The sequence below is a fragment of the Maledivibacter halophilus genome (assembly GCF_900167445.1).
In the GTDB taxonomy this organism is placed as follows: Bacteria; Bacillota; Clostridia; order Peptostreptococcales; family Caminicellaceae; genus Maledivibacter; species Maledivibacter halophilus.
The window spans coordinates 717,385-730,195 of record NZ_FUZT01000001.1 but is presented as its reverse complement, the minus strand read 5'-3'; the positions used below and the strand labels follow the sequence as shown (position 1 = coordinate 730,195).

At 30.3% G+C, this 12,811-nt stretch carries 13 protein-coding genes; 4 read left to right on the top strand and 9 right to left on the bottom strand.

The annotated features are described in order from the left end of the window. Window positions 1-88: 88 nt before the first annotated feature. A complete protein-coding gene (locus B5X81_RS03300; protein ID WP_079489335.1) occupies window positions 89-616 on the bottom strand; it encodes a GNAT family N-acetyltransferase in 528 nt (175 codons plus the stop codon). Window positions 617-810: 194 nt separating this feature from the next. On the opposite strand from B5X81_RS03300, the gene B5X81_RS03295 reads away from it, so the two are divergent. Continuing rightward, window positions 811-984 (top strand): small, acid-soluble spore protein, alpha/beta type, encoded by a 174-nt coding sequence (locus B5X81_RS03295; RefSeq protein ID WP_079489333.1) that lies wholly within the window; start codon window positions 811-813, stop codon window positions 982-984. 55 nt (window positions 985-1,039) lie between these two features. Here the strand turns inward: B5X81_RS03295 and B5X81_RS03290 are convergent, their stop codons facing one another. Genes B5X81_RS03290 through potA form a run of 4 tightly spaced genes read right to left on the bottom strand, consistent with a single transcriptional unit; the run spans window position 1,040 to window position 4,741 of the window. Then, complete coding sequence (locus tag B5X81_RS03290) at window positions 1,040-2,077, bottom strand: ABC transporter substrate-binding protein (protein WP_079489595.1); 1,038 nt, start codon at window positions 2,075-2,077, stop codon at window positions 1,040-1,042. A gap of 8 nt (window positions 2,078-2,085) precedes the next feature. After that, the gene (locus B5X81_RS03285; RefSeq protein ID WP_079489331.1) at window positions 2,086-2,877 is read right to left on the bottom strand and encodes an ABC transporter permease; all 792 of its coding nucleotides are present in this window, start codon (window positions 2,875-2,877) and stop codon (window positions 2,086-2,088) included. Then, window positions 2,871-3,695, bottom strand: coding sequence for an ABC transporter permease (locus tag B5X81_RS03280; protein WP_079489330.1), 825 nt, complete (start codon window positions 3,693-3,695; stop codon window positions 2,871-2,873). Before B5X81_RS03280 ends, B5X81_RS03285 begins: the two co-directional genes overlap by 7 nt. Next, entirely contained in the window at window positions 3,692-4,741 is a 1,050-nt protein-coding gene (gene potA, locus B5X81_RS03275; RefSeq protein WP_079489328.1) for a spermidine/putrescine ABC transporter ATP-binding protein, read from the bottom strand. The genes B5X81_RS03280 and potA overlap by 4 nt, the downstream gene beginning before the upstream one ends. Window positions 4,742-5,066: 325 nt before the next feature. On the opposite strand from potA, the gene B5X81_RS03270 reads away from it, so the two are divergent. Then, window positions 5,067-5,693, top strand: a complete 627-nt coding sequence (locus B5X81_RS03270; protein WP_244281985.1) for an ABC transporter ATP-binding protein — start codon at window positions 5,067-5,069, stop codon at window positions 5,691-5,693. 224 nt (window positions 5,694-5,917) lie between these two features. On the opposite strand, the gene B5X81_RS27250 is transcribed toward B5X81_RS03270, so the two are convergent. Beyond that, window positions 5,918-6,085 (bottom strand): hypothetical protein, encoded by a 168-nt coding sequence (locus B5X81_RS27250; protein ID WP_170917253.1) that lies wholly within the window; start codon window positions 6,083-6,085, stop codon window positions 5,918-5,920. Window positions 6,086-6,214: 129 nt separating this feature from the next. On the opposite strand from B5X81_RS27250, the gene B5X81_RS03260 reads away from it, so the two are divergent. Beyond that, the gene (locus B5X81_RS03260; RefSeq protein ID WP_079489325.1) at window positions 6,215-7,825 is read left to right on the top strand and encodes a recombinase family protein; all 1,611 of its coding nucleotides are present in this window, start codon (window positions 6,215-6,217) and stop codon (window positions 7,823-7,825) included. A 150-nt stretch (window positions 7,826-7,975) separates the two neighbouring features. Next, a complete protein-coding gene (locus tag B5X81_RS03255) occupies window positions 7,976-8,911 on the top strand; it encodes an AEC family transporter (RefSeq protein ID WP_170917252.1) in 936 nt (311 codons plus the stop codon). Between the two features lie 189 nt (window positions 8,912-9,100). On the opposite strand, the gene B5X81_RS03250 is transcribed toward B5X81_RS03255, so the two are convergent. The 3 genes from B5X81_RS03250 to B5X81_RS03240 form a co-directional block, all read right to left on the bottom strand. Continuing rightward, window positions 9,101-10,225: an NAD/NADP-dependent octopine/nopaline dehydrogenase family protein gene (locus B5X81_RS03250; protein WP_079489322.1), complete on the bottom strand. Its 1,125-nt coding sequence runs from the start codon at window positions 10,223-10,225 to the stop codon at window positions 9,101-9,103. Between the two features lie 67 nt (window positions 10,226-10,292). Then, complete coding sequence (locus B5X81_RS03245; protein ID WP_079489321.1) at window positions 10,293-12,257, bottom strand: TRAP transporter permease; 1,965 nt, start codon at window positions 12,255-12,257, stop codon at window positions 10,293-10,295. Continuing rightward, window positions 12,247-12,753 carry a DUF1850 domain-containing protein gene (locus B5X81_RS03240; protein ID WP_170917251.1) on the bottom strand — a complete coding sequence of 169 codons (507 nt, stop codon included), beginning with the start codon at window positions 12,751-12,753 and terminating at the stop codon, window positions 12,247-12,249. The genes B5X81_RS03245 and B5X81_RS03240 overlap by 11 nt, the downstream gene beginning before the upstream one ends. Window positions 12,754-12,811 lie beyond the last annotated feature (58 nt).

Here is a 12,811-nt window from a genome sequence, read left to right as displayed (position 1 = left end):
ACTTATCAATTGATAATAATATTTATTAATTTTAACTTAATCTTACTCTTTAAAGTTTACAGATAAACAACTCAATATAATAATTGATTTATTCATCCCCATTTAATATTTCAAAATAAACGCTATCAGTCCAAGTTCCATTAACATTTATATTTTTATGAGCTTTTCCAACAAATTGAAACCCATTTTTAATCAAAACTATTTGAGACCCTATATTTTTAGGTGAAGTAGCAGCCTCTACTCTATGGAGCTTATATTTTTTAAAAGCTTCTTTTAAAATAAGATTTACTGCTTTAGTGGCATATCCTTTTTTATTATACTTAGACCCAATTCTATATCCCAATTCAGCTTTTTGAAAAATTCCCCTGACAACAGAAAACAAGTTTACTCTTCCCACCATACGGCTAGACTGATCTCTGATAATATACATATATCTAATTCCTAATTCCTGCTCCTCAATAATCTCCTTAATAATCTCTTCAAAGTTTTCCTTTATATAATATCCTTCCCATCTTGCAGGTATTATAGATTCAAAAAATTCTCTATTTTCTATTTCAAATTCAAAAATTTCATCACTATCTTCTTCCTTCAATAAACGTATTGAAATACTTGACATTAATATCCCTCCATTTTTCGGCTCACTTAAGTAATATTATATTAATTCAATAATATTACTTCAAGGTCAATTTTTTTACTAAAAATAAATAATATTTAGATGCATTATATAAGACCAATTGGAGAAAATAATACTAATTCTAAAATAATATTTCTTTAAATTATTTTAAAATCAATTGAAGAGGAGATGGTTTTGTGGGCCGCAAAAAAAGCGATAGAAATGCTAGAAAAGCTTTAAATGAATTTAAATATGAAATGTCAGAGGAATTAGCTGCAAATAAATCTTCAAATAACTATAATACTAATACAAACAAAAAAAGAAAATCTAAAAATAAACAAATGGGAAACAGTATGACAGATGATTTTTAATAAAAAGCAAACCTCTAGCAAAATTAATCTTGCTAGAGGTTTCTTATGTCAAATGCTATTTTGAAGCTTTTATTTCCGTCCAAATACGATCATATACCTTTACCATATCTCCCAAATCTCTGTAAACCTCACATTTTTCTAAAATATCATCACTAGGATAAGCTACTGGATCATTTGCAATTTCTGGCTCAAGCATTTTCTTAGCCTCAGTATGAGGTGTTGAATATCCAATATAATTTGTATTCTTTAATGCAATTTCGCTTTCACACATGAAATTAATAAACATCTCAGCTTCCTTTTTATTTTTTGAAGTCTTAGGTATAACCATGCCATCAACAAATACATTACTTCCAGTTTTAGGAATAGCATAAGCTAAATCAGGATTTTGCTCTATCATAGTAACTGCATCTCCAGCCCAAACTACAGCTAAAGCCGCTTCTCCACTTATCATTTTATCCTTTACTTCGTCAACAACATAGGCAAGAACTAAAGGCTTTTGTTTAATAAGCTCTTGCTTTGCCTCTTCTAATTCATCCAAATTTTTTGTATTTAAAGAATATCCCAGTTTTTGCAGGGCAACTCCTATTGTTTCTCTTTGACTATCCTGCATAAGAATTTCCTTCTCATATTTTTCATTCCATAATATCTCCCAACTATCTACGGGTTCATCTACCATGGTTTTATTATATAATATCCCTACTGTTCCCCACATATATGGTACAGAGTATTCATTATTAGGATCATATTCAAGATTTTTGAATTTTTCATCAATATATTTGTAATTTGGTATATTATTAAAGTCAATCTTATAAAGCATATCCTCTTCAATCATCTTACTAATCATATAATCCGATGGGATAGCCACATCATAGCTAACAGCACCAGGCTTTATCTTTTGATACATGCCTTCATTGGTATCAAACATTTCATAATTTACTTTAATGTCATATTTTTCTTCAAATTCCTCAATAACTCCATCTCCAATATAATCTCCCCAATTGTAAACATTAAGGGTTACCTTATCTTCACCGCCACAGGCTGCCAAAGAAATTAGCATAAGTATAACAAAAGAAATCAAAAAGCTTTTTTTCATAGTATTTTTCAATTTACATCTCCCTTTCTCTGTGGTTTTTTATTTGCCCTTACATTTATTACAAAGAGCAATGATAAAACAGCAATAAACATTAAGGTTGAAAGAGCATTGATTTTAGGATTAACACCTCTCCTAGCCATTGAATAAACAGTAATAGATAAATTTGAAACTCCAGAACCCGTTGTGAAAAAGCTTATAACAAAATCATCAATGGAAAGGGTAAAAGCAAGGAGGGCTCCTGTAATTATCCCGGGCATAATCTCAGGTATTATAACCTTCAATAGCGCATACCAGGGAGTAGCCCCAAGGTCTAATGCTGCTTCATACAAATTATTATCCAGCTGCTTTAGCTTTGGAAGCACCGATAAAATTACATAGGGTATATTAAATGTAATATGGGCAATAAGCAGTGTTACAAATCCCAATTGTAATTTTATTAAAATAAATAAAAGCATAAGAGAAATTCCAGTTACAATATCAGCATTTAATACTGGTATATAGGATAAATTCATAACAAGGTTTTTTCCTCTTCTGCCCATTCCATTTATCCCAATAGCTGCTGCAGTGCCTATAATAGTGGCAATCAAAGAAGAAAAGGCTGCAATCAATATGGTATAATAGAGAGCCGACATTATTTGAGAATCCTTGAATAATTCACCATACCACTTTAATGTAAAGCCCCCCCAGCTGCCTCGAGAACGGGAATTATTAAAGGAAAATATAATTAAAATAAGAATAGGAGCATATAAAAACAAATAAATTAAGGAACTATAAAGTCTTTTTAAAATGCGAATTACCATAATCCAACTCCTTCCTTATTTTTATCGTATTTTCCCATAACCATTGAACTAACAAGTATTAGTATAAGCATAAGCATAGATATTGCAGATCCAAAATTCCAATCCCCTGAACTCAAAAACTGTTGCTCAATTAAGTTCCCGATTAAGGTAAACTGACCTCCCCCCAGCAATCTTGAAATTACAAAGGTTGTAATAGCCGGCATAAAAACCATAATAAATCCAGAATATACACCGGGTAAGCTTAAAGGCAATGTGATTTTTAAAAATACTTCTAATTCACTTGCACCTAAATCTTGGGCTGCTTCAACCAAGCTTTTATCTATTTTAATAAGTACTGAATATATTGGAAGAACCATAAAGGGTAAAAAGTTATATACCATTCCCAAAATCACAGCTCCATTATTATATATAAGATTTAAAGTTGGTAAATTGAAAAAGCTCAAAAACTTATTTATTAGTCCACTACGTTCTAAAAGAGCCATCCATGAATATGTCCTGAGTAAAAAGTTCATCCACATAGGAATAACAAAAAACAAAATGAGAATATTCCTATATTTAGCAGAAGCTCTTGATATAATCACAGCCATAGGATAACCTAAAACCAAGCATATGAATGTACTAATAAGGGCTAGGTTTATTGAATGTTTTAATACACCTATATAAAGGGGGTCAAAAAAACGTTTAAAATGTTCTAATGTGAAATTTAATCCTGCTTCATCCTTATAGGTTATACTATAGGATAATATTAATAATATAGGAACTATTATAAATATCAGCATCCATATTATATAGGGATAAGCTATCCACTTATTCTTCATATTTCACTTTCCCCCTTTTTCATTATGTGTATATCATTTGGCTCTATTATAAGTCCAGCCCTTTCTCCCTGAGGCGCCATTTTAGTACTATGTATTTTAAAGGAGTGTTCTCCTGTTTTTATAATCATCTCATAATGAACACCTTTAAATATCACTGATTTTACAACTCCTATTAACATCCCTTCCTCAGGAGATACAACTTTAATATCCTCAGGACGAATAACTACATCTACCTCTTCTTTTTTATCAAAACCTCTATCTACACATTTGAATTTTTTTCCGTCAAATTCAACTAAATAATCTTCATGCATAATTCCATCAATTATTGTACTTTCTCCAATAAAATCAGCCACAAATGCATTTTGAGGTTCATTATAGATATCTTCCGGAGTTCCTATTTGCTGAAGTCTTCCATCCTTCATAACTACAATAGTATCAGACATAGTTAGTGCCTCTTCCTGATCGTGGGTAACAAATATGAAAGTAATACCAAGGCTTTGCTGTATACGCTTAAGCTCCATTTGCATTCCCTTTCGCAGCTTTAAATCTAATGCCCCTAAGGGCTCATCTAATAAAAGCACCTCCGGTTCATTGACTAAAGCTCTAGCAATAGCAATTCTCTGCTGCTGTCCACCACTTAAAGAGTCTATTGAACGACTTTCATATCCCTTTAAATTTACTAGAGATAACATCTCATTAATTTTTTTATCTATAAGCCTTTTATTCATTTTTTTTACTTTTAAACCAAAGGCAATATTATTATAAACATTCATATGAGGAAACAGAGCATATTTTTGAAATACTGTATTTACTTTTCTTTTATATGGAGGAAGATTTTCAATATTCTCCCCTTCAAATAAAATCTCGCCAGAGGTAGGATGATCAAATCCTCCTATAAGTCTAAGTGTTGTAGTTTTCCCACAACCACTAGGCCCTAAGAGAGTCACAAATTCATTTTTACGAACATTAAAATTCATATCAATTAAAGCCTTATGTTCTCCAAAATCTTTACAAACATCTCTAAGTTCAATAATATTTAATGTCATTTATCTACCTCCTACTTATAAATTTTTAATACCTAAATACAAAATACACATTTATACTAAACTTTTTGTTTAGATTAACTAAACATATTCCAGAAGAATTATATATGATTCATATAGGTATTGTCAATATAAAATAGGATTTTATTTATAAGTTTTTAAATACATATAAATTTAGCTTTTTTATACAAACTCTATATAAAACTATATTCCATTTAACTTTTATTGGCGTATATCTATATAATTGCTTTTAGAAATATGTTAATCACAAATTTTAATTCTGGGAATAAAATATATTATGAATTTTTTTTGATGGGAGGATATAGAATTGGCTTATAAAGTAGTGGACATACAAAATGTATCCAAGATTTATCACACATTAGATGGAGAAACCCTGGCTATGCATGACCTTTCTCTATCTGTATTTAAAGGTGAAATAGTTTCTATAGTTGGTCCTAGCGGTTGTGGTAAAACAACACTTTTATCTTTGATTGCAAGTCTTATAAAACCATCCTCTGGAAAAATTTTAATCGATGGTATAGAAATAAAGAAATACGATAAAAAAATTGGTTATATGTTTCAAAATGATAACCTTTTTGAATGGAGAACCATTCTAAAAAATGTTCTTATAGGTCTAGAAGTACAAAATAATCTTACACCAGAAAATATTTCTAAGACTGAAAATCTACTAGATATCTATGGGCTAAAGGATTTTAAGAATCACTATCCAAGCCAGCTTTCAGGAGGTATGCGCCAAAGAGTTGCTCTTATAAGAACTCTTTCAACTGAGCCGGAAATATTACTCCTTGATGAGCCTTTTTCCGCACTGGATTATCAAACACGACTTAAAGTGGCAGATGAAGTCGGAACAATACTAAAAAAAGAAAAGAAAACAGCTATTATGGTGACACATGATATAGCAGAAGCTATATCTATGAAAAGGCAGAAAAAGTGAACTTTGCATTCTATGACACATTTGTCTTTAAATACACATTCAATAAAGAAAAAAATATACCTTCAAAAACTATAAATATTAAAAATTAATTAAGTGAGAAACTTGCATAATTAACACTATTAATTTTTAAATACAATATATAGATAACTTGCTTGACACTCTCTACTATATTTTGTATTTTGAAATTTTTTACATGTATTATGCAATTTCCTCAAGTATTTATTCTACTTTTTCTCTAAACCTTTTAAAACTTCCTGAATCACATATTGTCTCTCTCTTTTTGGAAGTTTATTTATTCTCCCTATGATTATTTCACTTAAAGCCTCTTCTAACACTTCTTGGGTTTTCCTTCTATCTAAAATATTTACCTTAATATCTATTTTCTTTGCCACCATTCCTTCCCCCTTTGCTAAATAATATTCTAAAATAAGGCCGTCCAATTCATTTTCAAGTAATATTATCACATTTAAATTTGTATCCTTTAATATAGATAATATATAAATTTAAAATGCAAAGAGGTGATGGCTATTTCTATAATAGCTATATATTCTCGTAAGTCAAAACTAACTGATAAAGGTAACTCTATTCAAAATCAAATTAAACTGTGTAAAGAATATGCGCAAAAGCATTTCACCGTAGAAAAATTTCTTATCTTTGAAGATGAAGGCTATTCTGGTGGTAATACTAATCGCCCTATGTATAACAAAATGCTTGAAGATGCTAAAAACCGGAAATTTGACATACTAATATGCTATCGTCTAGACCGTATAAGTAGGAATATTTCAGATTTCTCATACATTGTAGAATTACTAATGAACAATGATATAGATTTTATTTCTATTAGTGAAAATTTTGATACTTCAATTCCTATGGGACGGGCTATGATGTTTATAGCTTCGGTTTTTGCCCAACTAGAAAGAGAAACAATATCAGAAAGAATAAAGGACAATATGTATCAGCTAGCTAAAACTGGAAGATGGCTCGGAGGTAAAACTCCTACTGGCTTTGAAAGTAAAATGGTTAAATATTACGATGAGGCTAATAACACAAGAAAAATATACAAACTTTCACCGGTACCAGATGATTTAGAATTGGTAAAATCTCTATATACAAAATATCTTGAATTGGGCTCATTAACCAAACTAGAAAATTGGACCTTAAAAAATAATATAGAAACAAGAAATAATAAACCCTTTGATAAAAGTATATTAAAATTCATTTTGTCAAATCCCGTATATGTCACTGCTGATATGAAAATATACGATTATTTTTCTTCTCTTAATGCTCAGATATCTAATAAAAAGGAAGATTTTGATGGTTTGCATGGATTAATGGTCTACAATAAACACGATGAAAGAAAAACTAGAATTATAAAAAAGGATACATCCCATTGGATAGTTGCTGTTGCTTCACATGAAGGTGTGATATCCTCTAGCCATTGGATAAGGGTACAAGAACTATTAAAAAACAATAAAATAAAATCACCTCGAGCCGGCACAGGAAAAATCGGTCTAATAACTCACCTTCTCAGGTGTAAGAATTGTGGCTCAAAAATGAGGATATCCGTATCTCGCAGAAAAAGTGGAGTTTATTACTACTACAAATGTTTAAAAAAAGAAAAGTCAAAGGGGATAAAATGTAGTATAGATAATTTAAACGGTAAAGCAGCCGATAAACTAGTTATAAATGAAATAAAGAAATTAAAATTTAGTATAAAAAAAATATATAAACAACTAAGCGAAATCAATAAAAATTCTCTTCCAATAACTGAAAGAGATATAAATAATATATCTAAAATAGAAAAAAATATAGAAAACCATAAAAATTCCATAAAAAATTTAACCATACAGCTTAGCAAAATAGAAAATTCTACTGTCTCTAAGTATATAATAAATCAAATAGAAGAGCTCGATAATAAAATTCTAAATCTAAAATTGGAAAAAGAAAATTTCAATAGAAGCATTGGATCCTCAAAATCTTTAAATCTAACTATAGAGAATACCTTGAATCTTTTATTAGATTTTAAAAATAATATCGAAGAACTTAATTTTGAAGAAAGAAAAGAGCTTGTCAACGCCATTATAAGTAAGTTAGAATGGGATGGAACTACTCTATTAGTAACTATAGATTAAGGATTAGAAATTTAAATTTGTAATTTGGTATCCCCGTAAAATCCTATAACTTATACTTTATAAATAACAAATAGTTTATTAAAATACATGCTTCACTATCTGCCATAATATGATATAATCAATCTTATACTTATGACAGGAGGAATACAAATGTTTAATGGTTTAAACAGCGTACTAACTATTTTTATAATGATAGGAACAGGATTTATTCTTACAAAAAAGGGTGTGTTTAATACAGATACCAGTAAACTTTTCTCTAAAATTGTAGTAAACATTTCCCTTCCCCTAATGATGATTATAAATATTCCTATGAGGTTTAGTAAGGAAAAGCTGTTTGAATCCCTAAATGGAATAATTGTGGCATTTCTATCTATTTTAATTGCTTATATTATTGCTGTGATTACAGCCAATATTTTTAGGATAGATAATAATAAAAAAGGCATTTTCTATGTGATGTTTGCTTTTTCAAACTCAATATTTATAGGTCTTCCTGTAAATATTTCACTATTTGGAGAAGATAGCGCAATATATGTTTTTTTATTTTATCTTGCCAATACATGTTTATTTTGGACATTGGGAATATATTACATAAAGAAAAGCGGTTCAAATGCTAAAAAATCATTCTCTAAACTAGATTCTCTTAGAAAAATATTCTCTCCACCATTTCTAGGTTTCCTAATTGGAATCATTCTAGTACTATTAGAAATAGAATTGCCTGGATTTATGGTGAATTCCTTTAGATATATTGGAAACCTAACTACTCCACTATCAATGTTTTTTATTGGTATTGTAATTTCTTCAATTAATATTAAAGAGATGAAACTGGATCTTACCAGTTCCTTGATATTAATTGGTAAGCTTTTAATAACGCCATTTGTAATGTTTTTATGCCTTAAACTTTTTGAATTACCTATTTTATTAGGAAAAGTTTTTATTATAGAAGCTGCCATGCCAATAATAACCCAGGCTGCTTTAGTATCAGAGTTTTATGGAGCCGATTCAAAATATGTTTCATATATGGTTGGACTGTCTACTGTTTTAATGATTTTGATAATTCCTGTTTATTCTCTTATTTTAGTTAGATAATTTATATGAACCTTATATAGGTGAGGAAATTACATAATTCTAATTTGACAAAACATATGATATAAAGGATAATAAAACTAATCATAATAAAATACAGTATAAAAATTAATATATTTTATACTGTATTTCTTTTTTATTAATGAGAGAGATTTCTTATTTTATTTTTTTATTTGTTTTTTTGCCCTTACACTATAGGGCTACTTTTCTTTCTTCTAATTTCTTAAAATTATAAATATCAGGATCTCTTACATATAACTTGATTTCTTTACTACTCATTCCTGATATACCCATTCTTTCCATCGTTCTTCCAGTGCTTCTGTAGTCCACATTATGAATAATTGATGCTGCCCTAATTATCATGTCTATTACAGGGGTTTTTACTTTAACTAATTTTCCTAGTTCTGAAATGGGAGTCAAGCTCATTGGAACATCTTCAGTTATATATCTTGTAGATGAATTTTTAGGAGCAGCAATACCTGAATATGCTTTATTTAATTTTACTGAATCATATATTGTATTACCTTCTACACCATATACTTGTTTTAGCCACTCTATGGTAGATATTGTGTTTACTTTAAAAGCATTAGCTACTTTCATTCTTTCCTCATCAATTTTTTGTAAAATTTCTCCAACTGAAGGTGTAATTCCTTGATGGTAATATTCAAAATCCTCTTTACATTCCATTCTAGCAACATTTAATATACTTGGAGTTGGATGAAAAATTGCTCCAATATTCAATAAGCTTGTTTCTAAAACATCCTCTGCTGATACAAACTGTTCATAATACTCATTTAATTTATGGACAACTTTTTTAGTATCCTTACTAGGTATAGCAGCAACTGAAACTTTTTCTTTAACTCCAAATATACTGGCCTGATCTGGCTTCGTTCTTCTACATGCATATACCAATGTTTGAGCTTCAGCTATATTTACATTAACAGTTGGATTTATATCTTTAACTGTTTTATAAAATTCCAATGCACCACCTGTTCTACCTGGATGTAATACTATAGTCTGTCCATCCACTAAAAATTCAGCACAAGACTTAGCAATATCCCTATGGGCAAAGGCTGGCGTAACTACCATTATAAGCTGGCAATCTCTTATAACATCTTCAATATTTTCAGATATTATATCAAATTCTGCAAAGCCATTTAAAGATACACCCCTCAATTCAATTCCTTTATTTTCTTTCAAACTTTCTAAGGCCTGGGGAAATTTGTCATAAATATTAACCTTACCTCCTCTTAGAGATATATAGGCTCCCATGCAAACTCCACCATTACCTGCACCTATAATTGCCACTTTCTTCATCTTTTAATCACCTCTTCAATCAAAATTTTAACTTAAAACTGTTTATCTCTAATATCCACTCAATAGATCAAATCTCATTGGCTTCTAACATGGAATTTTCTTTTATACTTTTTCTTTGATAATATTTCTTTAAACCAATTACAGCAACTAAAGCAAGTCCAATTATATCTGTCATAATACCAGGTATAATTAACATAAGAGCAGCAGCAAACAAAAGTATACTCTCGTATTTATTTGTTTTGGTAAATAAATGCTTCTCAAGTGAACTTGCTAAAGCGAAAATACCTATTAAAGCCGAAATAACTACCTTTACTGTTTTACCTGGAGTAGTATTTATCAATATTAATTCAGGTGACAGTGCAAAAACAAAGGGTAAGATAAAAGCTGATGAAGCTAATTTTAGTCCAGATAATGCAGTCTTAACAGAATCAGCCTTGGCAATTGCCGCTGCAAGATATGAACTAAGTGCCACTGGAGGAGTAACAGCAGCCATGCATCCAAAATAGAAAATAAATAAATGGGCTGCAATTATTGGCACATCTAATTGTACTAATGCTGGAGCTACCATTGATCCTAATATAATATATAAAGCTGTAGTAGGCATACCCATTCCCATAATAATGGAAGCAACCATTGTAAGTACAAGGGCCATATATAAATTGCCATTTGCTAACATAACTATTAAATCTGCAAATTTTAATCCTAAACCAGTTAAAGTTACGGTTCCTACAATCAAACCTGCAACAGCACACGCTGCTATTACACTAAGAGCTCCCCTTGCTCCTTTCTCTAAAGCAATAGCCAACTGCTTAGGGTTCAATCTTGTTTCTTTTCTTAGGGTACTAACTACAAGAACAATAATAACAGCAGTAAATGAAGCTTTTATAGGTGAATATCCAACTAATAACATATAAAATATACTAAGTGGAGCCAATAATAAAAGTCCGCCTCTTTTAAAAACCTCAGAAATTTTAGGAAGCTCTTCCTTTGATAATCCCGAAAGACCTAATTTAGCTGCTTCTATATCTACCATTAAAAAAACAGATATATAATATAGAACTGCTGGAATAATTGCATAAATAATAAGCTTATTATATGCAACTCCTGTCATTTCAGCCATTATAAAGGCTGCTGCTCCCATTATTGGAGGCATTATCTGTCCTCCTGAAGAAGCTGCTGCTTCTACACCTCCAGCAAAACTTGGTTTATATCCAACGCTTTTCATAAGGGGGATAGTAAATGTACCAGTCCCAGCAACATTTGCAAAGGAGCTCCCTGAAATGGTTCCCATAAATCCACTACCAATTATTGCTGCTTTTGCTGGTCCACCCCTAAAACGACCGGTTAAAGAAAAAGCAAGATCGATAAAGGCTTGAGCACCTCCTGTTTCTCCTAACAAGGCCCCCATGAGAATAAATATAAAAACAAAGGTCGATGTAACATATATAGCAACACCATAGATTCCTTCAGAAGTCATAAACATATGTTCAATTATTCTTGAAATAGAATATGCTTTATGACCTAATTGTCCTGGAATTAAATGACCAAAAGCAGCATAGCCTAGAGCAACTAATGCCACACTAACCAAAGGCCATCCCATTGTTCTTCTAGTAGCTTCCAGTACAAGTATTATTGCTGCTGCCCCTAAAAATAGATCCATAGTATTGGGCTCACCAATTCGGTAAATCAGATTTTGATAATCAAGGGTTATATATAGACCAATAGCAATGCTTAAAACAATACATAAAATATCATACCAAGGTAATCTTTTCTTTTGCTTAGCACTTCCAGGAAATATAAAGTATGTCAATGCTAAAGCCAATGATAAATGAATGGCTTTATGCTGTATTTGAGGCAGCATCTTAATTCCTGAAGAATATAGATGATATAATGACATAAATATAGCCATTGCTGTGAATATTTTTAAAGCTATTCCCTTAAGCTCCCTTGTCCGTTCAAACTTACTATTCATTTTTTCTAGTTTTTCTTCTGAGCTTAAGTTTTCTTCTTTATTCTTTTTTTTAAAAAACATTAACTTCACCCCTTATCAAATATGTTATATAAGGCATTTTTTGAACAGAAACATCAATTCTTTCATAATTATCCACATACTTAGTCAAATCAATCTTTAATTTATTATTTAGAATTAGACGGGGCTTAGCTATATAACTAATCCTAAAGGGAAGGAATTCAATTATCTTATTTATATTTTCTATAACTATCATATTGTTTTCAAATTTAAAATCATAATCAAATGTTGATGGAACGCCCCATCCTAAATCCATTAAAGCAGTACCTGTAATAAGCATTTTTCCGTTTTTATCTATTTTGTAATATTCATATACCGGGGTTTTGTGAACTGAATGCTTAATTAATGTGGCAAATTCATACCCGGCATGAATCTTTTTTCTTAAAAGAACTTCATCATCATGATAGTTTTTAATAGTAAAAACATTAACTGGTCTAATTAGTATAATTACTACAAATATTATCAATATTAATGCTGTTAGTATTTTTGTTTTCTTCAAATAAACCATCTCCTGATAATGTTAGGAGGCACCTCATAATTAGAGGTGCACTATTAAA